Source organism: Paraburkholderia dinghuensis, assembly GCF_003837865.1.
Taxonomy (GTDB): domain Bacteria; phylum Pseudomonadota; class Gammaproteobacteria; order Burkholderiales; family Burkholderiaceae; genus Paraburkholderia; species Paraburkholderia dinghuensis.
On record NZ_RQIS01000001.1, the window covers coordinates 115,940 to 139,407 of the forward strand.

Annotated in this window: 25 protein-coding genes; 16 read left to right on the forward strand and 9 right to left on the reverse strand. The window is 64.7% G+C overall.

Annotation, left to right across the window (positions count from 1 at the left end):
* The first annotated feature begins 509 nt into the window (after nt 1-509).
* The 9 genes from D1Y85_RS27380 (at nt 510) to D1Y85_RS00600 (ending at nt 9,373) form a co-directional block, all read left to right on the forward strand.
* On the forward strand, nt 510-1,028 hold the full coding sequence (locus D1Y85_RS27380) for a hypothetical protein (protein WP_246024721.1): 519 nt from the start codon (nt 510-512) through the stop codon (nt 1,026-1,028).
* A gap of 185 nt (nt 1,029-1,213) precedes the next feature.
* Entirely contained in the window at nt 1,214-1,591 is a 378-nt protein-coding gene (locus D1Y85_RS00555) for a hypothetical protein (RefSeq protein ID WP_342773439.1), read from the forward strand.
* On the forward strand, nt 1,588-2,220 hold the full coding sequence (locus tag D1Y85_RS00560; RefSeq protein ID WP_246024722.1) for a hypothetical protein: 633 nt from the start codon (nt 1,588-1,590) through the stop codon (nt 2,218-2,220). The genes D1Y85_RS00555 and D1Y85_RS00560 overlap by 4 nt, the downstream gene beginning before the upstream one ends.
* A gap of 26 nt (nt 2,221-2,246) precedes the next feature.
* Entirely contained in the window at nt 2,247-3,656 is a 1,410-nt protein-coding gene (locus D1Y85_RS00565; protein ID WP_124149087.1) for a serine-rich family protein, read from the forward strand.
* A gap of 207 nt (nt 3,657-3,863) precedes the next feature.
* Complete coding sequence (locus D1Y85_RS00570) at nt 3,864-4,577, forward strand: C39 family peptidase (RefSeq protein ID WP_124149088.1); 714 nt, start codon at nt 3,864-3,866, stop codon at nt 4,575-4,577.
* Nucleotides 4,578-4,697: 120 nt separating this feature from the next.
* Nucleotides 4,698-5,627 carry a peptidase C39 gene (locus D1Y85_RS26905; protein WP_221410254.1) on the forward strand — a complete coding sequence of 310 codons (930 nt, stop codon included), beginning with the start codon at nt 4,698-4,700 and terminating at the stop codon, nt 5,625-5,627.
* A gap of 135 nt (nt 5,628-5,762) precedes the next feature.
* The gene (locus D1Y85_RS00590) at nt 5,763-7,229 is read left to right on the forward strand and encodes a hypothetical protein (RefSeq protein ID WP_425466863.1); all 1,467 of its coding nucleotides are present in this window, start codon (nt 5,763-5,765) and stop codon (nt 7,227-7,229) included.
* A gap of 17 nt (nt 7,230-7,246) precedes the next feature.
* Nucleotides 7,247-8,788, forward strand: coding sequence for a sigma-54-dependent transcriptional regulator (locus D1Y85_RS00595; RefSeq protein ID WP_124149092.1), 1,542 nt, complete (start codon nt 7,247-7,249; stop codon nt 8,786-8,788).
* An 84-nt stretch (nt 8,789-8,872) separates the two neighbouring features.
* Nucleotides 8,873-9,373: a dihydrofolate reductase gene (locus D1Y85_RS00600; RefSeq protein WP_124149093.1), complete on the forward strand. Its 501-nt coding sequence runs from the start codon at nt 8,873-8,875 to the stop codon at nt 9,371-9,373.
* Nucleotides 9,374-9,467: 94 nt separating this feature from the next.
* On the opposite strand, the gene pmbA is transcribed toward D1Y85_RS00600, so the two are convergent.
* Nucleotides 9,468-10,838, reverse strand: coding sequence for a metalloprotease PmbA (pmbA, locus tag D1Y85_RS00605; RefSeq protein ID WP_124149094.1), 1,371 nt, complete (start codon nt 10,836-10,838; stop codon nt 9,468-9,470).
* Between the two features lie 319 nt (nt 10,839-11,157).
* Between pmbA and yjgA the strand changes: the two genes are divergently transcribed.
* Nucleotides 11,158-11,766 (forward strand): ribosome biogenesis factor YjgA, encoded by a 609-nt coding sequence (yjgA, locus tag D1Y85_RS00610; protein WP_281278255.1) that lies wholly within the window; start codon nt 11,158-11,160, stop codon nt 11,764-11,766.
* Nucleotides 11,753-12,376, forward strand: a complete 624-nt coding sequence (mog, locus tag D1Y85_RS00615; protein ID WP_124149095.1) for a molybdopterin adenylyltransferase — start codon at nt 11,753-11,755, stop codon at nt 12,374-12,376. The genes yjgA and mog overlap by 14 nt, the downstream gene beginning before the upstream one ends.
* 34 nt (nt 12,377-12,410) lie before the next feature.
* Here the strand turns inward: mog and orn are convergent, their stop codons facing one another.
* Nucleotides 12,411-13,052 carry an oligoribonuclease gene (orn, locus tag D1Y85_RS00620; protein ID WP_124149096.1) on the reverse strand — a complete coding sequence of 214 codons (642 nt, stop codon included), beginning with the start codon at nt 13,050-13,052 and terminating at the stop codon, nt 12,411-12,413.
* Nucleotides 13,053-13,162: 110 nt separating this feature from the next.
* Between orn and D1Y85_RS00625 the strand changes: the two genes are divergently transcribed.
* The 3 genes from D1Y85_RS00625 to D1Y85_RS00635 are packed head-to-tail and all read left to right on the forward strand — an operon-like array spanning nt 13,163 to nt 15,740.
* Nucleotides 13,163-14,434 carry a M48 family metallopeptidase gene (locus D1Y85_RS00625; protein ID WP_124149097.1) on the forward strand — a complete coding sequence of 424 codons (1,272 nt, stop codon included), beginning with the start codon at nt 13,163-13,165 and terminating at the stop codon, nt 14,432-14,434.
* A complete protein-coding gene (gene rsgA / locus D1Y85_RS00630; RefSeq protein ID WP_124149098.1) occupies nt 14,431-15,402 on the forward strand; it encodes a ribosome small subunit-dependent GTPase A in 972 nt (323 codons plus the stop codon). Before D1Y85_RS00625 ends, rsgA begins: the two co-directional genes overlap by 4 nt.
* 14 nt (nt 15,403-15,416) lie before the next feature.
* A complete protein-coding gene (locus D1Y85_RS00635; RefSeq protein ID WP_124149099.1) occupies nt 15,417-15,740 on the forward strand; it encodes a putative signal transducing protein in 324 nt (107 codons plus the stop codon).
* A gap of 79 nt (nt 15,741-15,819) precedes the next feature.
* On the opposite strand, the gene D1Y85_RS00640 is transcribed toward D1Y85_RS00635, so the two are convergent.
* From D1Y85_RS00640 to rpsP, 6 genes are all read right to left on the reverse strand, one after another.
* Entirely contained in the window at nt 15,820-16,758 is a 939-nt protein-coding gene (locus D1Y85_RS00640; RefSeq protein WP_124149100.1) for a CobD/CbiB family protein, read from the reverse strand.
* 136 nt (nt 16,759-16,894) lie between these two features.
* Nucleotides 16,895-17,587 (reverse strand): CoA pyrophosphatase, encoded by a 693-nt coding sequence (locus D1Y85_RS00645; RefSeq protein ID WP_124149101.1) that lies wholly within the window; start codon nt 17,585-17,587, stop codon nt 16,895-16,897.
* A gap of 162 nt (nt 17,588-17,749) precedes the next feature.
* Entirely contained in the window at nt 17,750-18,145 is a 396-nt protein-coding gene (gene rplS / locus D1Y85_RS00650) for a 50S ribosomal protein L19 (RefSeq protein WP_124149102.1), read from the reverse strand.
* Nucleotides 18,146-18,308: 163 nt separating this feature from the next.
* Nucleotides 18,309-19,076 (reverse strand): tRNA (guanosine(37)-N1)-methyltransferase TrmD, encoded by a 768-nt coding sequence (gene trmD / locus D1Y85_RS00655; protein ID WP_124149103.1) that lies wholly within the window; start codon nt 19,074-19,076, stop codon nt 18,309-18,311.
* A gap of 54 nt (nt 19,077-19,130) precedes the next feature.
* Nucleotides 19,131-19,859, reverse strand: a complete 729-nt coding sequence (rimM, locus tag D1Y85_RS00660) for a ribosome maturation factor RimM (RefSeq protein WP_124149104.1) — start codon at nt 19,857-19,859, stop codon at nt 19,131-19,133.
* 137 nt (nt 19,860-19,996) lie between these two features.
* Nucleotides 19,997-20,251, reverse strand: coding sequence for a 30S ribosomal protein S16 (gene rpsP, locus D1Y85_RS00665; RefSeq protein ID WP_124149105.1), 255 nt, complete (start codon nt 20,249-20,251; stop codon nt 19,997-19,999).
* 129 nt (nt 20,252-20,380) lie between these two features.
* Between rpsP and D1Y85_RS00670 the strand changes: the two genes are divergently transcribed.
* Together D1Y85_RS00670 and D1Y85_RS00675 are read left to right on the forward strand one after the other, a co-directional pair.
* A complete protein-coding gene (locus D1Y85_RS00670) occupies nt 20,381-21,688 on the forward strand; it encodes a PQQ-dependent sugar dehydrogenase (RefSeq protein WP_124149106.1) in 1,308 nt (435 codons plus the stop codon).
* A 123-nt stretch (nt 21,689-21,811) separates the two neighbouring features.
* A complete protein-coding gene (locus D1Y85_RS00675; protein ID WP_124149107.1) occupies nt 21,812-22,276 on the forward strand; it encodes an NINE protein in 465 nt (154 codons plus the stop codon).
* Between the two features lie 16 nt (nt 22,277-22,292).
* Here D1Y85_RS00675 and D1Y85_RS00680 read toward each other — a convergent pair whose 3' ends face one another.
* Nucleotides 22,293-23,381 (reverse strand): PA0069 family radical SAM protein, encoded by a 1,089-nt coding sequence (locus tag D1Y85_RS00680; protein WP_124149517.1) that lies wholly within the window; start codon nt 23,379-23,381, stop codon nt 22,293-22,295.
* Nucleotides 23,382-23,468 lie beyond the last annotated feature (87 nt).

A 23,468-nucleotide genomic window follows, 5' to 3' on the forward strand; every position in this document is an offset into this window, starting at 1 on the left:
CCGGCACGCACCTGAATGTCCAGACACCCAACATAAAGCGCCAATTCGCCTCTGAAATAGAAGCGAACGAACATGCTTTTGCTGACGATGAATCCCCGAATCTCGGCGTGGGTGTCACAGGCCCATACGGGCACTTTTTACTTATCTTCTTTAGAGCGCTTCCTGAAGCTTACTCTATATGTGGAATTCCGGGATGGTTTTTACATGCACCCCGCCCTAACAGGGCGATATGAAAAGGTTTTCAAGGCGAATATTACCGCACTTTGTCAGAAGCGAAATTAATCGAATGTTTCACTCGCCGATTACATTCTGATTAAGACTCCGCTTAACGAATGGTTACCTGTGCGCAATGCGCATAGTCCTTTAATTAGTTACGCGTTTCAGCACTGAAACATTTTAGACAAAATCGGCCATTCAAAAACCGACGGGAAAGGCACGCATCAGGTGCATCAATGGATTGCGGCGCATGGCACATGTTTCGCTAAATCTCCAGCACGAGGAGATACGCCATGCGATTCAATCCCTTCATCGTCAGGCGCCATGCATTCGGCGGCACTGTGGCCCTCGCGGCCGCCGCGCTGCTCGGGCTTGCGAGCACGGTTCACGCGCAGTCGCTGGAAGCGGCAGTCGATGCGCCGGTCGCCGCGACGCCCGCCACCATGAACGCCGATGTCATTCCTGCAACGCGCGACGCCATCGTCGCCCCGGCCATCGTTCCCGCGACGCTCGAAGCACGCTCCGGGCAAACGGACAGCGCCGACGCGGACAACGGCCCGGTGGCCGCCGACCCGACGCCGCCCGGCGACGACAGCGTGCTGGTCGGTGCTCGCGCACTGGACGATCAGACGTTGTCGCGCCAGCGCGGTGGCGCAGTCGGCATGTTGATGGTCGCCGCCACGCCGCAGCTGATGCACGGCGGCAACAGCGTGACGCTGTGGGATGAGATTGCCCCGCCCGCCCCGCTGCCGATTCCGGTCGACAGCTCGCAGGCTGCACAAGGAAACATCGCCAGTTATACGAGAAAGTGAACCGGGCCGCTCGCGCGGCGCGGCGTCCGGCGTGACGTGAGCCGTCCACGCCGGACTCGCAGGGGACTGACATGACGGCATGCAACACGGCGCCGGCCCACAGCCGGCGTTCAGCGAGGGTTGCCGCAATCGTTTGCGGATGCCTTGCAGCAGGGATTTCGGCCGTAACGACGGCGCAACAGGTCGTGAATCCGGGCGACATCATCGTCGAACGTGACATCACCCCGCGCAGCGCCTTCGCCAGCGTCCCAAAGAGCCAGGACCCCGTCGTGGTTCGCGCGACGACTTTCCCGGCCAACACCTTCGATCCGACGATGGCGGCCGTCGTCTCCGACACCGAACTCACCAACGCGCACGGTTCCGCGGGTGTCGCGCCCGGCGGCCCGACCGGCGCCAACGCGGCAGGCATGCAGGCGCTCTCGTCCATCCTTACTGGACGAGACACCGGCTCCAACGTCGCGTTGGGCGCAAGCGGCCAGGGTGGAGGCATCGGCGGCATGATCTCGTCCACCATGGCCGGCGCGCTGGCGCCGCTCTCGGCGGCGCTCGGAGCCGCGAAATGACCGCGCACCCGCTTGTCTCTTGCTGGCCGCAGCAGGCGGTGCTCGCCACCGCCGCGCTCATCGTCTGCGCGGGCACGGCGCAGGCACAGGCCGTCACCGGCGCGATTGCGGACATCGGGGCCGGCGTGGCAAACGGCACGGTCGGCGTAGTCGCCGTCAACGAAGCGGCGGGCCTCAACAACGCACAGGCCAACCAGTTGACGGTCACGAGCGGCGGCTCCGGCATGGTCAACGGCACCAGCAGCGAGCAGAACGCCGGCGCGCGGGCGCGCCTCACTAACGCAAGCGCGGCAAGCGCGAGCATCGGCGAGGGCGCCTTTGCCAACGCGTCGGGCGCAGTCATGGTCAACCAGGCTGCGGGCATCGGGAATACCCAGAGCAACAGTGCCCGCATCGGCACTGCTGTAGTGGGTGTTGAAACCGTCTCAGATGGGGACTTGTCTGCGGCGGCTGCGACGAACGGGGGTCCGGGTCGAACGCCCGAGGCAAGAGGCATTCGTGAAGCCAGTATCGGCAGTGCGGCATTCAGGAATGCTACGGGTCTCGTGCAGGTGAACCAGACCGTCGGAGCCGGTAATGCTACGGCGAACAGTTTTGTGCTCCGTCCCCCGGCGGGCACTCTTTTCTAACTGACAATCAGTATCGGAGCGACATCATGAAGCGCACTCTAATTGCTGCCGCAGTTCTCGCGGTCTCGTCGGGCAGCGTCTTCGCCCATGCGTTGAAAGACCCGTTCATCTTCAACTCGACCGTCGTCAACGAAAACGTCGGCATCTGGGGCGGTGTCCTGCTGTTTGGCTGCGTTAACGTGTCGAACACCACCGGCGCGGTCGTCAACAATTCGCAGACCGTCAACCTCGACGGCGTTACGCTGAGACCGAACGATCCGACCGGTGCGTACCTGACCGGCCACACGACCACCTACACCTACGATACAAAGCATTCAGTCGACGCCGGCGGAACCGCGTCCGGTTCGGTCACGACGACGAGCTTCCACGCGTCGGGCGGCGCACAGGGCTTCCAGGAATCGTCGGGCTATGCCTACGCGAACCAGAAGTCGAGCGTCGCCGGCGGTGGCTACGAATATAGCCAGCAACACGCGGCTGTCGGCGGTTATTTCTACGACGTGAACCAGAGCCAGGGCGGTCATATCTCAGCCGGTGGCCATGCCGGCGGCTCGTATAGCTACAACAACTACGGCAACAAGTATTTCGGCGGAGGTTCAGCCCATGTCCAGGGCGGCTTCTCAGCCGGCTACAACGCGTCCAGCTGGGCGAAGGGGTCGGGCATCGGCGGCAACTTCGAGGCCTCGGAAGGTTCGGGCCAGGGCGTGGCATGGGGCTTCTCGAAGAACGAGGGCTCGGGCTACCAGGCGTTCGGCGAGCAGTCGAGCGGGTATTCGGTCGGCGGGTCGATTGACTCGCACACCTTCCAGGCCAACTGGAACGTGAAGTCGCATGACAACACGACCAACGAAACGACCGTCGGTGCAGTCACGACGCACTACAACGGCGTTCCGACCGGCTCGCTCGACGCGAACATCGGCGGTACCACCTCGGCGCCGACAACGGGCATTTCGGGTAATGTCGGCATCAACATCACGGAAGGTGTCGACAATGCGCAGAGCAACGATGCGTCGCTCGCCATGATCGATGCAGGCAACGTGTTCGGCAACGCCCAGATCTTCAACAACCAGTCGACCTCGGGCAACGCGAAGATCAAGAACTTCAACATCAACGCGTCCGTCGGCAGCAACGCGCTCGCCAATGCAAGCGGCAACGTCGGCGTGAACGTCGCGGCAGGTGTGGGCAATGCGCAGAACAACAGCCTCGCCGTATCGAGCAGCACCGAGAAGTCGGCCCCGAGTAGCGCTGCCATGGTCGCCACCGACGAAAGCACCCAGTCGGCCGGCATGGACTTCTCCGGGAAGTTCAGCGGTACCGCCTCGATGGCTGCGAACGCGCTCGCCGGCGCAAGCGGCAATATCGGCGTGAACATCGCGGGTGGCGCGGGGAACGTGCAGCACAACGGCCTCGCGATCGCCGCGGTGACCGTATCGAAGTAGCCCGAAGTAGTCGATTGAGCGAAGCACCCGTGCCGGCTGCCGTTGCAGCAGCCGGTACGGTTTCGGCAGACCTGCCTGGGCAAAGTGGGTACTGGATGGACCGGAGTGAGGGCTAACGTCCTGACCCCGGTCGACGCGGGATGAAGCCGCAACTCCAGTCGACACCCGCTATGGAACCCGTGCAAGCCGGCCGCCAAGGAGACCATCATGTCCGGGCTCGTTCGGTTCCCGGTGCGGAAGGTTTGCGCAACGGCGCTTGCTGCCTGTGCGTTTTACGCGCCGGCCCAGGCGCAGTCGAGCATCGACGCGACGAATCTGATCGGCGTGCCAGTCAAGTTGCCGATTCGCTCGATGAAAGACCTCCGCTACCGCAGCGTAGTCACCCAGCAGTTCGACTACAGCTGCGGCGCGGCCGCGCTCGCGACGCTGCTCAAGTACGGCTACGACATCGACATTCCGGAAGTGGAACTGATCCGCCGGATGATGGCGTTCTCGACGCCGGAGGTGGTCCAGAAGAACGGCTTCTCGATGCTCGACATGAAGAAGTTCGTCGAAACGATCGGCCTGCGCGGACGCGGTTTCCGCGTCAACATCGATGCGCTCCATCACCTGCAGATTCCCGTGCTCGTTCTCATGAACATCGAGGGCTACGAGCACTTCGTCATCGTCAAGCATGCCGACGAAGGCCGGATCTTCATCGCGGATCCGGCACTCGGCAACCGTATCGTCGCCGAAGACGATTTCGCGAAGTCGTGGAACGGCCTCGTCTTCGCCGTGCTCGGCAAGCCATTCAGGGAGGATTCTCCTCTGCTGCAAAACAACGAGTCGCTCGCGCTCAAGCTGCGCGCCAATGCACTGGCAACCGGCACCGCGGCAACTCCCTTCGTCGACTACGGCCTCGAGCGGGCCGTCATGTTCTGATGTCCTGATCGAGCCATGAAACGCAGCCTCTCATACTGTGGCGTCACGGGAGCGCTCCTCGCGCTCGCCTGCAGCCATGCGGGCGACGCTTCAGCCGCCGGCAGCATCGAAGCCTCGACGTTGCCGACCTTCCTGAACACCGGCAGCGCCGCAAAAGAGACCATCAAGTGCGAGCCCGTCGACGACGACGTGCTCTCCAGCCAGACCGGCAAGTACGCCGGCAGCAGCATGATTTCCGGGTTCGTTTTAAGCGTGCTTTCCAAGTGGGATTTGCCCAATGGCGCTACGGCGATCGCCCAGGGCGCGATCTCGGTTGCGCAGAACCTCGCCAACCAGATCACCGCCCAGGTCGAGACCTATGCACGCGTGACGGAGACCACCCAGAACACCAACACGAACGATAGAGGCGCCAGCCTGCAGACGAGCGGCACCGGCGCCAATGGAGCCAATGGAGCCAATGGAGCCGATGGGACCAATGGCACCAATGGAACCAGTGGAACCAATGGCACAAACACGAATACCAGCGCAAACACCGGCGGGACCGTCGCGAACAACAGTGGCGCCAGCGCAAACAGCAAAGTCACCACCACGAGCAACAGCGGCGCCAACCCTGCCGCGCGAGTCACGGGCGGCCAGCAAGTGGCGGTCAACGGGGTGTCGCAGATCACGCAGGTCGCGGGCAACGGCAATGTCGGCACGAACGCCGCGACTATCACCTACAGCAACAGCGCCCCGCAACTCCCGGGCATCCAGGGCGCGACCAGCCAGCCATCCGCGTTCGCCGCAAACGCGAATGGCAGCGTTCAGGCGGGCATCACGTTCGCCAATAACAGCATCAACGTGTCGGTACAGACACCCTCCGGCATCGCGACCCAGAGCATCGTGCCGGGCAACGCACAACAGACCGGCGCGATCGCCCAGTTGCTCCAGATCGCCGGCAACAACCAGCAGGTGGCCAATCAGTTGGCCCTGAGCCTGCGCACACAGCAGATGAGCGCCGCCATGATCCGGCAGACCGGTGTCCTTCAGGCGCTGCGCAACGGCCACTGACGAGGAGGAGCGACGCGGGCACGAGCCCCGCGAGCCGTACAGGAGGAACGAGGAACATCGCGGCATGCGGGCGCGGATACCGGAACGACAGGCTATGCGCCCATGTGCAAACCCGGGGGTACAAGAATGAACACAATGTCCAGGACTGGGGTGCCGCGTATGAGGCTCGCGGCCATACCCGCAGCGGCCATGCTGTTCGCGCTCGCACAATCGGCCGGCGCTCAGGAACTCAAGAATCAGTCGGTCGAAGACCGCTTGAACATGCTCATGCGAGTGGTCGACGAGCAGCAGAAGCAGATCCAGTCGCTCGAACGCCAGGTCACGAACCTGGAGATGGCCCAGCGCGGCCGCGGCACGCCAGGCTCGGGTGCGCCCAACGCGGCGTCGGAGACGGCGGTTGCCGAGCAGCCCGGCGACGACGGCCTGCCGGTGCCCCTGCCGCCGCTCGCGCAGGTGCTGCCTGGCGCGGCAGCGCCAGGCTCGCTCACGGGCACCGCAACGGGCGTGCCGGTCAATCCGCCCTCGCCCGATTCCGGGCCGACGACCGGCGCAACCGGCAGCTCGGCTTCGAGCGGCCCGCAACAGGGCGCGCCGGTTGGCGTGAATCCCGAAGTCGGCGAAACGCAGAAGCAGGCGCAGCCGCAGCGCACCGAAGCCGAGCAGGCCGTCGTGCAACGAGAGCATGCGCCGCTCTTCGACCGCAGGCTCACGCTGGATTGGGGCATCAGCGACACGTACTACGACCGGCGCCAGTTGCAGCTCTCGGGCTTCCTCGCGCTGGACGCGATTTTCCTCGGCAACATCAATCTGGGCCAGACGAAGTCGCACCAGGTCCAGGCCGACCTCGACACGCGTTACGGCCTCACCGACCGGATCAGCGTCGACGTCGACGTGCCGTACATCTACCGCCACAGCACCTTCATTATCGGCGGCGCAGGCGGGGCGGCCGGCACACTCTCCGATGCCTCGGTCAGTTCGCACGACATCGGCGACGTGAGCTTCGGCATGTACTACCAGTTCCTGAAGGAAACCAACGACATACCCGACGTGGTCGGCAGTCTGCGCGTGAAAACGCCAACCGGCAGTTCGCCGTTCGGCATCAAGCTCGTGCAACTCGCCCCCGATAACACGAACCTCGTCGCGCCCAGCAAATTACCCACCGGTACCGGTTTCTGGAACATCACGGCCGGCGTGTCCGTGTTGAAGACCTACGATCCGGTCGTGCTATTCGGCAGTTTCTCGTACACGTACAACGTTGCGCGCTCGTTCGCCGACATTTCGTCGGTGGTCGGGCAAATCGAGCCGGCCGACGTGAAGCTCGGAGACATTTACCAGTTCGGCGGCGGCGTCGCGCTTGCGTTCTCCGATAAGGATTCCGCGAGCATTTCATACACGATGGCGATCGCGCCGCAGTCGCAGACCAAGTCGCCAGGCGGCGGCTGGGTCGGCGTGCCGGGCAGCGAGACCACCGCGTCGACGCTCAACTTCGGCCTGAATCACGTCGTCAACAAGCACCTGACGATCAACGGCGCGGTTGCCGTCGGCCTCACACCCGACGCGCCGAACTTCGTCGTCGGCGTGCGGTTCCCCTACACCTTCTGATAAATGCGAGAACGATCGTGCGCGAATCCTCTCACTTCGGCGCCACCGTGACGCCTCTCGCTGGCGCCGGTCAACGGCTTGCCGTCCCACCGCCATTCGATCCGCCAGATGCCGTGAGCTCGCCGCGCGAGACAGACGAGTCCGTCGCGCGGATCGCGGTGGGCCTCGCACGTACGCTGCTCTACCTTGCCCGCACGCCTGACCCGGACCTGTCCGCCTACCTGAAGAACCGCGGCTGGGAACTGGCGACGGCACGCACCGTCCACGAGGCGTCGCGGCTCGTGAAACCCTCGTCCGCGTGCGCGGGCCTCGTCGATCTGACTGGCTTTGCGCCGAGCGATTATGCCGGGCTCGAAGCGGTACTGCGGCTGCAGCAGGTGGGCTGGATCGCGCTGACCGATTCCGCGCGGCTCGCCTGCTCGGAAGTGCGCAGGATGATCCGCCATTTCTGCTTCGACTACGTGCATCTGCCGGTCGCGAACGCGACGCTCGACTACCTCGTGAGCCACGCATTCGGCATGGTGTCGCTGTGCGAGGTCGACGAAAGCGCGGCCGCCGCCGCGGCGAGCCACGACGAAGACGAAATGGTAGGCACCTGTGCGGCCATGCAACAGCTTTTCCGCACGATCCGCAAGGTGGCGAACACCGACGCCACCGTGTTCATCTCGGGCGAATCGGGCACCGGCAAGGAACTCACGGCGCTCGCGATCCACGAACGCTCGGCGCGACGCAAGGCACCGTTCGTGCCGATCAATTGCGGCGCGATTCCGCACCATCTTCTGCAATCCGAACTATTCGGCTACGAACGCGGCGCGTTCACGGGTGCGAACCAGCGCAAGATCGGGCGCGTGGAGGCGGCCAATGGCGGCACGCTGTTCCTCGACGAAATCGGCGACATGCCGGTCGAGAGCCAGGCAAGCCTGCTGCGCTTCCTGCAGGAAGGCAAGATCGAGCGCCTCGGCGCTCACGAGCAGATTCCGGTCGACGTGCGCATCATCTCCGCGACGCACGTCGATCTCGAAGCGGCGATGCGCGACGGCAGCTTCCGCGCGGACCTCTTTCACCGTCTGTGCGTGCTGCGCGTCGATGAACCGCCGCTGCGCGAACGCGGCAAGGACATCGAGATCCTCGCGCATCACGTGCTGCACAAGTTCCAGATGGATAGCGCGCGCAAGATCCGCGGGTTTACGCCCGACGCGATCGAGGCAATGTACAACTACATCTGGCCGGGCAATGTGCGCGAGCTGATCAACCGCGTGCGGCGCGCGATCGTGATGGCCGAGAGCAAGCTGCTCTCGGCCGCTGACCTCGACCTCGCGCAGTTCACCGCGCGAGAGACCGTGACGCTCGCGCAGGCGCGCGAGGCGGCGGAGAAGCGCGCGATCGAGGCCGCGCTCCTGCGCCACCGCCACCGCCTGAACGAAGCGGCCGCGGACCTCGGCATCTCGCGCGTGACACTGTATCGACTGATGGGCACGCACGGACTGCGCGACGAAAAGACGATCTTCGCAGGCGAGGCAGAAAACCAGCCGGAACACCGTCCGGGACACCACGAATGAGGTGAGGCGGCAAAGCCGACGGTCGGCCGCTTCGGCGGCGTCGGGTAGAATCGCACGGATGTTCCCTCCCATTCGACTCACTCGATGACGACGCTCACGCTGATCGTCGCGCGCGCCAGCAACGGCGTAATCGGCCGCGACAACGAACTGCCCTGGCGGCTGCCCGAAGACCTCGCCTTCTTCAAACGGACCACGATGGGTGCGCCGATCGTGATGGGCCGCAAGACGCACGAATCGATCGGACGCGCGCTGCCCGGGCGCCGCAACATCGTCGTGACACGCGACGGCTCGAAGCGCTTTCCCGGCTGCGACACCGCGACGAGCCTCGAAGAGGCGCTTGCGATCGCGGCACAGGACGACGCACCCGAGGCGTTTCTGATCGGCGGCGCGCAGCTTTACGAGCAGGGCCTCGCGCTTGCGCACAAGCTCGTCATCACCGAAATCGCCGCAGACTTCGAAGGCGACGCGACCTTCCCCGCGCCAGATCCTGCGCAGTGGCGCGAAACGTCACGCGAGACGCTGCACGCCAACGCACCCAACGACTTCGACTTCGCGTTCGTGACTTACGAGCGACGCGACGACTGAGACGGATTTAACGTACGCCACGCACTTCACGCGCCAAAGCAAAAACGGCACGCCATTGGCGTGCCGTTTGCATTCGCGAGGACCGAAACGAGCGTTACTGCCCTGCCACCGTCATCCGTTCGATCAGCACTGAGCCCGTCTGCCGGGTACCGCGCGCGAGCGTATCGGCACCCACGGCGACGATGTGGTGAAACATCTCCTGCAGCGTCGAAGCCACGGTGATCTCTTCCACCGGATACTGGATCTTCCCGTTCTCGACCCAGAAGCCTGACGCGCCGCGCGAATAGTCGCCCGTCACGAAGTTCACGCCCTGCCCCATAAGTTCAGTCAGCAAGAGGCCCGTGCCGAGCTTCCTCAGCATTTCCTCGAAATCGTCGCCGGATTGCGTGAGCGAACTCTTCAATTGCAGGTTGTGCGAGCCGCCCGCATTGCCGGTGGTTTGCATGCCGAGCTTGCGCGCCGAATACGACGACAGGAAATAGCCCTGCACGACGCCATCCTTCACGACCTCCCGGCGATGCGTGCGCACGCCCTCTTCGTCGAACGGCGCGCTGCCGGCCGCGCGCGGCACGTGCGGGTCCTCGACGATCTGGATATGCGGCGCGAACACCGGCTTGCCGAGGCTATCGACGAGGAACGACGTCTTGCGATACAGCGCGCCGCCGCTCGTCGCCTGCACGAACGCGCCGAGCAGGCCCGCCGCGAGCGGCGCCTCGAACAGCACCGGCACCTTGCGCGTGTCGAGACTGCGTGCGTTCAGGCGCGAAAGCGCGCGCTCGGCGGCGTAGCGGCCCACCGCTTCGGGCGACGCCAGCTCGGCAGCACTGCGGCGCGACGTGTACCAGTCGTCGCGCTGCATGTTGCGGCCCTCGCCCGCGATCGGCGCGCACGAAACGTAGTGGCGCGAATACGGATAACCGTGCAGGAAGCCGCCCGTCGTGCCGAGCACGAACTGCGAGTGCTGCGCGGATACACTCGCGCCTTCCGAGTTCTTCACACGCGGATCGGTAGCGAACGCGGCGTCCTCGGCGCGTCGCGCGATCTCGACGGCTTCGTCCGCCGAGAGATTCCACGGGTGATAGAGATCGAGGTCGCGCGGCGACATTTCGAGCAAATCGTGCTCGGCGAGGCCCGCGCAGTCGTCGTCGGCGGTGAAGCGCGCGATGTTGTACGCGGCCGCAACCGTGTCCTTGAGCGCCTCGCGCGAAAAGTCCGAGGTGCTCGCATTGCCGCGCTTGTTGCCGATATAGACGGTCACGCCGACCATCTTGTCGCGGTTGTGCTCGATGGTTTCGACTTCGCCGCGCCGCACGGACACGGACAATCCGTCGCCTTCGGAGATTTCGGTCGCCGCGTCGCTTGCGCCGAGCGCCTTCGCGTGTCGGAGGATGTCCGACGCGATCTCCTTCAGTTCGTCCTGGGTATGCGGGAAAACGCGTTGCCGGGCTTCGATGTCTGCTGCCATTGTCGTTACGGTCCGGTTCTGGGCCCACAAGTGACGCGGGCCCGCTGGTGTCGTGTGTCGGATGATTCGGCGCCTTGGCGCATCCCGCGATCATATCAAGGTATCCGGTGCCTCACCGGTCTCGGGTGCCGGGGAAAACACCGCGCGGCGTCGAGCCGGGCTGGGCGGCCATGCGGTGCCGATGCCGCGCCAGCATCGCGCACGCCCTGCACAGCCGCCGCGCCGTCCACGGCGATGACTCGCGCCGGGCCCAAGTGCGCGCTTGCGCCCGCGACTCGCCAGTCCGGGCCGCACGCCCCGGCACGCTACAATAACGCCCATGAAACGCAAAACCCGCATTCAACCGATGAACGAGGTTGTCGACCAAGAGGACGACAACGGATACGACCGCCCGAGCAAATCGCAGCTCAAGCGTGAGATGGTGGCCCTTCAGGAACTCGGCGAGGCGCTCGTCGATCTGCCGAAAGACGCCCTGAAGCGCATGCCGATGACGGAAGACCTCTCTGACGCCGTCCACGAGGCCCGCCGTATCACCGACCACGAAGGCAAGCGCCGCCAGCTCCAGTACGTGGGCCGCATGATGCGCGGCCTCACCGAGGCCGAAGCCGCCGCGCTGCGTACCACGCTCGACGAGCATCGCGGCGTGAACAAGGCCGCCACGGCGCGCCTGCACTGGATCGAGCGCACGCGCGACAAGCTGCTCGCCGACGACGCCGCGCTCACCGAATTCATTCGCCAGCATCCCGCAGCGGACCCGCAGGAAGGCCGCACGCTGATCCGCAATGTGCGCCGCGAACAGCAGCAAGGCCGTCCGCCGAAATACTTCCGCGAACTGTTTCAGTGGATCAAGACCGCGAGCGGCAGCGCGCAGGAAGGCGCCGAAGAAGCCGGCAACGCGAACGAGGACATCGACGATGACCAGACTTGAGCGCAGCCACCCCGACGAACTGCTGATCGGCCTCGTGTCGGTCAGCGACCGCGCGACGGCGGGCGTCTACGAGGACAAGGGCATTCCGGCGCTGACCGACTGGCTCGGCACAGTGCTCAAGTCGCCGTGGCGCGCGGAAACGCGCCTGATCCACGACGACGCGGCGACCATCTCCGCGACACTCACGGCGCTCGTGGACGGCCTCGGTTGCGACCTCGTGCTGACGACGGGCGGCACCGGCCCTGCGCGCCGCGATGTGACGCCCGAGGCGACGCTCGCGGTGGCGACAAAGGAAATGCCGGGATTCGGCGAGCAGATGCGCCAGATCAGCCTGAACTTCGTGCCGACCGCGATCCTCTCGCGCCAGGTGGCGGTGATCCGCGAAACGGCGGATCACGCGGCGCTGATCGTCAACCTGCCCGGCCAGCCGAAGTCGATCAAGGAAACGCTGGAGGGCCTGCGGGACGAGGCGGGTGCGATAAAAGTGCCGGGCATCTTCGCGGCCGTGCCGTACTGCATCGATCTGATCGGTGGCCCGTATATCGAAACCGATCCGGCCATCGTCACGGCATTCCGGCCGAAGAGCGCGCAGCGTCCGCCGCGCGCGTAAATCCCGCTGCCCGGACACGCCAGGCGCGGCGGCCTTACTTCTCCGTGCCGACGGCCGGCCCGGTGGCGGACACGTCCGCCGCCGCAGCCGGCACGAGGAAATGCTCGCGGTAGTACTTGAGTTCGTCGATCGACTCGTGGATGTCCGCGAGCGCCGTGTGCATCGCGCGCTTCTGGAAGCCCTTGTAGATCGCCGGCTGCCAGCGGCGGCACAGTTCCTTGAGCGTGCTGACGTCGAGATTGCGATAGTGGAAAAAGCGCTCGAGCGTCGGCATCCAGCGCGCCATGAAGCGGCGGTCCTGGCAGATCGAATTGCCGCACATCGGCGACTTGCCCGGCGGTACGTATTGCGACAGGAACGCAATGATCTGCTCCGTGGCGCTCTCCTCGGTCACCGTCGATGCACGCACGCGCTCGATCAGGCCCGAGCGGCCGTGTGTGTTACGGTTCCACTCGTCCATGCGGTCGAGCTCGGCTTGCGTCTGATGAATCGCCAGCACGGGGCCTTCCACCACCTTGTCGAGCGTCGAATTCGTCACCACCACGGCGATTTCGATGATCCGGTCGTTGTCGGGGTCGAGTCCCGTCATCTCCATGTCGAGCCAGATCAGGTTCATATCGGTGCGTTCGATGAGCGGTGCCTGACCGGCCGTCGTGGCGGATGCGATGTCATTCATGAGAGGTAACCCGGAGCAATGTGGACGCGGCCGCTGGATGGCAACGCGGCAATGCGTGGCCCAGCCGGCAAGAACATATAATTGTCGCATAGATAAAACGGACCCCACGGATGCCCAATTTGCCCCCCGCGTTGGCCTTCAGCGCCCTCTTCGTCATCGCCGTGCTCGCGATGGTCGCAACCAAACTCTGGCTCGCCTCGCGACAGATTCGCTTCGTCTGTGCGCACCGCGGCGCGGTGCCGGCCCAATTTGCGGCCACCATCCCGCTCGCCGCCCACCAGCGCGCCGCCGACTACACCGTCGCGCGCACCCGGCTCGGCATGATTGAGATCGTGCTCTCGGCCGTCGTGCTGATCGGGCTGACGCTGCTCGGCGGCGTGCAAGAACTCGATCTCGGCCTCTCCGACTGGCTCGGGCGCGACTACGTCGGTCAGATGGCGCTCATCGCGGCGGTGCTGGCCGTCAGCGGCGCTGTGGAGCTGCCGCTCGACTACTATCGCCAGTTCGTGATCGAAGAGCGCTTCGGCTTCAACCGCATGACGCGGCGCATCTTCGTCGTGGATCGTCTCAAGGGCCTTCTCATCGGCGCCGTCTTCGGCATTCCGCTCCTCTTCGTCGTGCTGTGGCTCATGAGGCAGGCCGGCAGCCTCTGGTGGCTCTGGACGTGGGCGGTCTGGGTCGGGTTCCAGATGCTCGTGCTCGTGCTCTACCCCACGTTCATCGCGCCGCTCTTCAACAAGTTCGAGCCGCTCAAGGATGAGGCGCTGCGTTCGCGCATCGAAGCGCTCATGCAACGCTGCGGCTTTGCCGCCAAAGGCCTCTTCGTGATGGACGGCAGCCGCCGCTCGGCGCACGGCAACGCCTATTTCACGGGCTTCGGCGCTGCCAAGCGGATCGTGTTCTTCGACACGCTGATCGAGCGCCTTTCCGGCAGCGAGATCGAGGCCGTGCTCGCGCACGAACTCGGCCATTTCAAGCGCCGCCACGTCATCAAGCGCATGGTCGTGACGTTTGCTATCAGCCTCGCTCTGCTCGCGCTGCTCGGCTGGCTCTCGCAGCGCGTCTGGTTCTTCGAGGGCCTCGGCGTGCGGCCGTCGCTGCTCGGCGGCAACGAAGGGCTCGCGCTCGTGCTGTTCTTCCTCGCCGTGCCGGTGTTCCTGTTCTTCGTGACGCCGCTCGGCAGCCTCAGCTCGCGCAAGCACGAATTCGAAGCCGACGCATTCGCCGCAACGCAGACCGATGCCCAGCACCTCGTCAATGCACTCGTGAAGCTTTACGAGGACAACGCGTCGACACTGACGCCCGATCCCCTCTACACCGCGTTCTACTACTCGCACCCGCCCGCATCGCAGCGGATCGACCGGCTGCTCGCGCACGCATGAACCGGCGCGCACCGAAGGCCGCTGCATCCAGCGCAAAAGGCGGAGCCGGGAACACGTTGCACGGCGTCGTAATCGCGGCGCACGGCCGCCACTATCTCGTCGCACCCGATGACGGCGGCGCACCGTTCCAGTGCTTTCCGCGCGGCAAGAAGAGCGAGGTAGCGGTGGGCGACCGCGTCGAGTATCAATCGACGTCGGCCGATCAGGGCGTGATCGTTGCGATCGGCGAGCGGCGCAACCTGCTCTATCGCTCCGACCAGTACAAGTCGAAGCTCTTCGCCGCGAACCTCGATCAGTTGCTGATCGTGCTCGCCACCGAGCCGCACTTCAGCGAGGACCTGCTCGGCCGCGCACTCATCGCCGCCGAGGCCAACGACCTCAAGCCGCTGATCGTGCTCAACAAGATCGACGTGGAGGCGGCGCTGCCGCTCGCCCGCGCACGGCTCGAACGCTATCGGGCGCTCGGCTATACGGTCATCGAGGTATCCGTGAAAGGCCAGCCGGAAGCGGCGCGCGCAGCGCTTTCCGAGCATCTGCGCGGACACGCGACGATCCTGCTCGGCCAGTCGGGCATGGGAAAATCGACGCTCGTAAACCTGCTGATCCCCGATGCGGAAGCAGCCACACGCGAGATCTCGACGGCGCTCAACAGCGGCCGCCACACGACGACGTTCACGCGGCTTTACCGACTGCCGGGTGACGGACCGGGTGATCAAACTGCACGCGGCGCGCTGATCGATTCGCCCGGTTTTCAGGAATTCGGCCTCTATCACCTCACTGAAGGCACGCTCGAGCGCGCGCTCCCGGAATTCCGGCCGCTCCTCGCGCACTGCCGCTTCTACAACTGCCATCATCTGCACGAGCCGGGCTGCGCGGTTCTCGAAGCGGTCGAGGACGGACGCGTTGCGCCCGAACGCCACGCGCTCTACGCGCAGCTCATGCACGAGATCGGCCAGATCGTGCGCTGAAGGCGGCAAACACCATGATCAGGCTCGTCCGCGCACCGAACCTGCTGGTCGCCCAGCACTGGATGAACATCCTCGCCACTGCGGGCGTTCCGTGCGAGCTGCACAACCGCTACCTGAGCGGCGCGATGGGCGAGATCCCCGCCGAGCAGTGCGCGCCCGAGCTGTGGCTTGTCGACGAGCGCGACGAGAAGCTGGCGCGGCGTCTCATCGACGAAGCGCGGAGCGGCCCGCCCGCCGGTGCGCCATCGTGGCGTTGCCCGCACTGCGGCGAGACGCTGGAGGCGCAATTTACAGTTTGCTGGCAATGCGGGCACGAGCGCGATGTGCGCGATGAATGACGATGCACGATGCAAAACGGCCCGCGCGAAGCGGGCCGTTTTGCATTGAAGCCGTTGATGCCGCGTAGGGCGACGACACTCAGAGCCACAAGGCGATCGTGAGCATGAGCAGCAGGATCATCCACAGAATCACCGCACGCCACACGAGGCCCACGGCGGACTGGAGCGTGCGGGGCGTGCAGTCGTCGCCGACCGTATAGGGGCCGCCGTCGCCCGGCGTGGCGAGCGCGTCGAGGCTCGACGGCTCGGCAAGCGGACCCGACAGGCGCGCGCCGAGCGCGCCGCTGCCTGCGGCGAGCAGCACGCCTTCATTGGTGTCGGGCCACTGGTTCGCGTGATTGCGCCAGGCGTAGATCGCGTCCTCGAAGTTGCCCACGATCGCAAAGCCGAGCGACGTGAGGCGCGCGGGCACCCAGTCGATCACGAAGAACACCTGCTGCGCGAAGTTCGAGAACGGCTCGCTGCGTTCGTTTGCGGGACGTGACCATTCGCGCGCAAGGTACTCGGCGATGCGGTACAGCACGGCGCCGGCCGGACCGATCGGCACGAGGAACCAGAAGAACACGCCGAAGACGTGCCGATGCGACGCCACCACCGCATGAATCAGCGTGTGACGCACGATCTCGCTGACGGGCATGTCGGCCGTCTCCATGCCGGACCACTCGTGCAGGATTTCGCGGGCACGCGGCGCATCGTCGTTATTCAGCGCGAGGTGGATGTCGGTGAAATAGTGGCTGAACTGCCTGAAGCCGAGCGTGAAGTACACCACCACCACGTTCCACAGAAACGCCAGCACGAAGCTGATGTGGTAGAGCACGTAGTAGACGAGCGCCGTGGCGAGCGTCCACGGCACCACGACAACGAGCCAGGCAATCAATCCGTGCTTTTGCTTGCCGGCGTCGAAACCGTGCGCGGCCCATTCCGCATTGAGGCGCACGAGCGCCATCACGGGGTTGTTCGGCGAAAGCGCCCGTACCTGTTCAATGACGAGAGCAAGCAATACGGAGAAGAAGGTCATGCGACGCGCCGTGTGGTACGTGTTTATGGAATTTTTGCAACGATATCACAGGGCCAGATGTGCCTGAGCAGGGGGAGGCAAACGTACAACACCGTGAAGCATATGCTTCACGCGGCACTCGCGTTCGTGGCGTAGTTCACGCCAACAGAAAACGATAGAAATTGCGCAACATGCCCGCCGTCGCGCCCCAGATAAAATGCGACGCCGCAACGCCGCTCGCACCTGACCCGGAATACGGCATCGCGAAGAAACGACGCTCGCCGCCCTCCCAGCGCAGCAGACGCACCTGATGATGTGCAGGGTTCATCAAGAAGCTCAGCGGCACTTCGAAGATATCGGCCACTTCGAGAGCATCGGCGGCGAGGCTGAACGGTTCGTGCACGAGGCCGACCACCGGCGTCACACGGAAGCCCGTACCGGTCAAATAGTCGGGCAACGCGCCCAGCACTTCGACGCGCGCCGGGTCGAGGTTCACTTCCTCGTGCGCCTCGCGCAACGCCGCGGCGATGGGCGTCGGATCGACGGGCTCGACGCTACCGCCCGGAAAGCTCACCTGGCCGGCATGGTTGCTGAGGTTGTCGGCGCGCTGGGTAAGCAGCACGGTCAGACCGGACTCGCGCATCGCTAGCGGCATCAGCACCGCAGCATTACGCGGATCGCGCATGTCGGTGGTGAGCCTCGATTCCTGCGGCTCGGGATCCCACGGCAGGCGCTGTGTGAAGCGCGCGCGCAGACCCTCTGGCGTGAGCCGTTCGGCCGCAACGACGGGCAGACTGGCGCCGGTCGATTCGATCGGCAGGCTTTCGGGTTCAAAAACTGGACGGATCAACGGAAATCTCAAAATGCAAGCGCACGCTGGTGCGAATCACGCCGACGAACCGCCACCATCGGGGTGCACGGGGGTGCCAGGGGGCGCGCACGGCCCTGCACAGCGATTATTTTGCGTCGAAAATAAAAAAAGCACCCCGGAGGGTGCTTTTTCTTACAGCTTTTACGCCTGCTCGACCGGAGCTGCTGCGCGGTCTTTCGACACCAGCTTTTCCTTGATACGAGCCTTCTTGCCCGACAGGTTGCGCAGGTAGTAGAGCTTCGCGCGACGAACGTCACCGCGACGCTTCACGACGATGCTGGCGAGCAGCGGCGAGTACGTCTGGAACGTACGCTCGACGCCTTCACCCGACGAGATCTTGCGCACGATGAACGACGAGTTCAGACCGCGGTTACGCTTTGCGATCACGACACCTTCGTACGCCTGAACGCGCTTGCGGTTACCTTCAACCACGTTCACGTTGACGATCACCGTATCGCCGGGGGCGAATTCGGGGATGGTCTTCTCGCCCAGCACGCGCTGGATTTCTTCCTGTTCAAGCTTTGCAATCAGGTTCATGGATTAACTCCTAAAGCCATCGTGTCGGCGTTCGTACCTGTGCTGAATTTCTCCAGCAACTACGGCCCCGATAGAGGATGGATTCACAACTGGCGCCGTTCACGCATGAAGCGGCACCGCCTTTTGCGCCTCGCCGCGCGCCCGTTCGAAGCACGACGTAACGTCAGGCTTCGCTCGTACCCTTCGCGAGACTAGCAAGCCATGCCTCATCGGCACGGCTCAACATCTTGCTCTTTCTGGCCCGCGCGATCAGATCGGGCCGCTTGTTCCACGTATTGCGCAGCGCCTCGCGACGGCGCCACTTCTCGATTTCCGCATGATGGCCGCCGAGCAGCACATCGGGCACGCGCACGCCGTCGTATTCCTCGGGACGCGTGTAATGCGGACAGTCGAGCAGACCGTCGACGAAACTATCCTGCACGGCCGATTGCGCATCGTTCAACACGCCCGGCAACTGACGCACCACAGCGTCCATCAGTGCCATCGCCGGCAATTCGCCGCCCGACAGCACGAAGTCGCCGAGACTGACTTCCTCGTCCACGCAACGGTCCACCAGACGCTGGTCGATCGCTTCGTAACGACCGCACAGCAACACGAGACCGGGCTCCTGTGCGAACTGCATCACGCGTTCGTGCGTGAGCGGCTTGCCTTGCGGCGACATCAGCAGCACGCGCGGAGCGGGCAAGCCCGCCTGCGTCTGCGCTGCCTTCGCTGCGCCGATCGCGTCTTCCAGCGGCCTCGCCAGCATCACCATGCCGGGGCCGCCGCCGTAAGGGCGGTCGTCGATCGTGCGGTAGTTGTCGGTTGTGAAATCTCGCGGATTCCACGTGCGCAGCGTGTAGCGCTGCTGCTTCGCCGCCCGGCTGGTGATACCCCAGTCGGTCAGCGCGCCGAACATCTCGGGAAAGAGCGTCACGACATCGAACTGCATCGCCCTCTCCATTCTGTAAAACGTGAAAACGCGCTCAGTACCGTGAACATGCGCTCAGTAGTCGGCTTCCCAGTCGACGACGATGCGCTTCGCCGCCAGGTCCACCGTCTTGACGAAAACGCCGACGAACGGGATCAGCCGCTCGCCGGTGGTCGGCTTGCCGTCCTTGTCCGTCGACGGATACTCAACGCGCAACACCGACTGCGCGCCGTTATCGATCAGGTCGGCGACCTTGCCGAGTTCGACGCCCGCCTCATTGGCGACGTCGAGCCCCATCAGGTCGACCCAGTAATATTCGTCAGCCGCGGGAGCCGGGAATTCGGCGCGGCTCACGTAAATGCGGGAACCGCGCAGGAGCAAAGCCGCGTCGCGGTCGTCTACACCGGCCAGTTGTCCGACGACGCTGTCGCCGTGCACCTTCGCGGCGAGCCGCACCGACGACTGGCGCCCGTGGCCCTTGACGAGCCACCAGCGTTTCGCCGAGAGCAACGCACCACCGCCCTGAGCGTGCGGCGCGACTTTCACCCAACCCTTGAGACCATAGGCGTCGATCACGGCGCCAACTTCGACCGCATCTGCGGGAAAGCTCACCTCGGTTTCGGGGCGCAGGCTTTCGGCCGCGGCCGCTTTATTCGTTGCGGTCGCCGCGCCTGCCGCGCTCGCGCGCGCAGGCTTGCGCACGAAAGCACCGAAGGAAGGAACAGCGGACGGCGCGGCACCGTCAGCCGCACCCTTGCGCGGCTTGCTGGCCGCCGGGGCGTCCGCTTTTGCGTCGTCATGCATCGGCGAACCTCGCAGCCAGCTTATGCTTCACAGCTCTTGCTTCAATCACGCCGCCAAAGGGACACGCATACGCGGCTCATGCTGCGCGCACGCGGGCCAACCTGGCGACGAAAATCGACGAAAGGGACAACCACTGCTTACGCAGCAGCCGTAGCCTTTTGCGATTCCTTCACGAGACGCTCGACGGCCGGCGACAGTTGTGCGCCAACGCCTTGCCAGTACGTCACGCGATCTTGCGCGATACGCAGCGTTTCACCCTTGGTCGCGACCGGGTTGTAGAAGCCCACGCGTTCGATGAAACGGCCGTCGCGACGGTTGCGCGAATCGGTTGCGACGATGTTGTAGAACGGGCGCTTCTTCGAGCCGCCGCGTGCCAGACGGATGATGACCATACTAGAATCCTTGAAAACCGGAGAGTTTGGAACCGTTCGGAACCACTGAAACACGCGATTATAGCCCGAAACCGAAGCCATAACAAACACTTAACTGGGAACCCGGAAGGACCCAGGAGGAAAAGCGCGATGAATGGCGATCGATCCCCGGCCCGCGGCCGGTCCGGGCAGGTTCCCTCTGCGCTGCAGCGGCCATTTGAACGGGTGCGCGAGCGGCTGCGGGGCATCATAGGCGCGTGGCCCTGTGATCGATCCCCGTATTCGACGCACGTCGGCCTCGCTAGCGGGGGCTTTCGCGCGTCTCGCCCCGATATTCTGACATGTGGCGCGCGCCTTGCCGCCCGCACCCTCGCCCTTCTCGCGCTCGCGGTTCCGGTCGCCCGGGCAGCGCTGCCCATCGAGCGCATCCAGTTGCCGCCCGGCTTCCACATCGAAGTGCTTTCGGACGACGTTCCGGCAGCCCGCGAAATGACGCTATCGCCTAGAGGCATCCTCTATGTGGGGAGCCTGGACGGTCATGTCTACGCCCTCGAACTGCGGGATGGCAAGCTCATGCGGCGCCGTGTGATCGCTTCGGGGCTGGAGATGCCGGTGGGTGTCGCGTGGCACGACGGCGCACTCTACGTCTCGGCCGTTTCGTCGATCCTGCGCTTCGACGCGATCGACTCCCATCTCGACGATCCGCCGAAACCCGTCGTCGTGACCAACTCGCTGCCCGCCGAGCGCCACCACGGATGGAAATTCATCGCGTTCGGGCCGGATGGCAAGCTCTACGTGCCGCAAGGTGCGCCCTGCAACGTGTGCCTTCCGTCGAGCGACCCGCAACGTACGCGCTACGCCATGATCGGCCGCATGGATCCGGACGGCAGCCACTACGAGACGATCGCGCGCGGCGTGCGCAACACCGTGGGTTTCGCGTGGCATCCGCAGACGCACGAGTTGTGGTTCACCGACAACGGCCGCGACATGCTGGGCGACGATATCCCCGATGACAAGCTCAACCGCCTCGCGCGCGTCGGGCTCGATTTCGGCTTCCCGTACTGTCACGGCGGCGACGTCGCGGATCCCGAGTTTGGCGCGGGCCATCCGTGCAGCGGCTTCACGCCGCCAGTCGCGAAGCTGGGTGCGCATGTCGCTTCGCTCGGCATGCGGTTCTACGCGGGCGCGATGTTCCCGCCCGAGTATCGGGACAGCATTTTCATCGCTGAGCACGGCTCGTGGAACCGCAGCAAGAAGGTTGGCTACCGCGTCGTCAGGATCACGGCGAATGCCGACGGGACGAACGCGCATCAGGAAGTGTTCGCGCAAGGCTGGCTCAACCCCGACGAAACCGAATGGGGCCGCCCCGACGATGTACAGCCGTTACCCGACGGCTCGCTCCTCATCAGCGACGATTACGCAGGCGCGATCTATCGCGTGACCTGGACCAAACCGTAAGCGGCATCCTTCGCCCCTCGCCGCTCCCTCAACCCTGAACGTGCGCCACTGCTGACGCACGCGGTCGGGACGTACAATGCCCGACGGTCACCGCCCTTGCGTTGTCAACGAATCCGCCCGCCCATGTCCAACGAAAATAATCCCGCGCGTTTCCGCTCCAAAACGCTGACCGCCGCGCTCGCGTTCTTTCTCGGCAGCCTCGGCGCACACCGTTTCTATCTCTATGGCCCGCGCGACGTCTGGGGCTGGGTACACGTGATTGGCACGCTCGTCGGCATCCCCGGCGTCATGCTGCTCGTCGCCACCGAACGCGCCTCGATCCCAGGCTGGGTGCTCGCGGTGATCGGCGCCGTGTCCGTGCTCGTGGCTTTTCTGGCGGCGATCGTCTACGGCCTGCGGCCCGACGCAAAGTGGGACGCTCAATTCAATGCCCAGGCTGGCCGCCAGAGCCGCTCCGGTTGGGCTGTCATTTTCGTCGTGATCTTCTCGCTGCTGATCGGCGCGTTCCTTCTGATGACGGGCCTCGCCCTCGCATTCCAGACGTATTTCGAATCGCAAGTCGAAGCGGCGAAGGCGCTATCGCAGTAACGCGCGTGACCACTAGCTAGAAAAGATCGAGCTGCGGTTTCTCACGCGCGACCTTCGCGCCGACGAACGCCGACATGTCGAGGATGCCTTGTGGCCGGGCGTCCAGCCCGAGGCGCTTCACGGCCTGCTGGAAGCGCTGCTTGAGCAGGTCGGCCCAAAGGCCCGTGCCTTTCATGCGCTGCGAAAACGACGCGTCATAGTCCTTGCCGCCGCGCATGTCGCGCACGCGGCTCATCACGCGGTCCGCGCGCTGCGGAAAATGCGCTGCAAGCCACTGACGGAACAACGGTGCCACCTCCCACGGCAGACGCAGCACGATGTAGCTCGCGCTCGTCGCCCCCGCCTCGGCACAGGCTTCGAGCACGCGTTCCATGTCCGGCTCGGTGACGAACGGAATCACCGGCGCAATGCTCACGCCGACCGGAATGCCCGCCTGCGCAAGCGTGCGTATCGTGCGCAGACGCCGCGAAGGTGTCGCCGCGCGAGGCTCCAGTGTGCGGGCGATATCGGCATCGAGCGTCGTAATGGTGATCGCCGCCATGAACTGCTGACGCTGCGCCATCGGTACGAGCAAGTCGAGGTCGCGCTCGATCAGCGACGATTTCGTGATAGCCGCAAACGGATGCTGCCGCTCGGCCAGCACTTCGATCACGCCACGTGTGAGACGCAAGTCACGATCGACGGGCTGCCATGCGTCGGTGTTGACACCCAGCGCGATCGGCTCGGGCTCGTAGGCGGGCTTCGACAGCTCGCGCGTGAGCAGTTCCGGTGCGTTGACCTTCGCGTAAATGCGGCTTTCGAAATCGAGTCCCGGCGACAGCCCCAGATAGCTGTGCGTGGGCCGCGCAAAGCAGTAAATACAACCATGCTCGCAGCCGCGATAGGGATTCAGCGACACACTGAACGGAATGTCCGGTGACTGGTTGCGCGTGAGGATGCTCTTCGCGCGCTCTTCGAAAACCTGCGTGCGCAGCGCGGGCGCGCCGCCCTCCTCCTCGCCGGGTAGCTGCTGCCAGCCGTCGTCGAAGGCCTCGCGCTGGTCCACTTCGTACCGCCCTTGCAGATTCGTGACAGCCCCTCGCCCCTTTCTGGGTTCAGGTGGCATGACGGTCTGCCAGGTGTCGGAATCGTGGTGCGGTACGCGATCGGAGTCGTTCACGGGAGCATGCAAAAAAGCGCGTTGATACTGTAT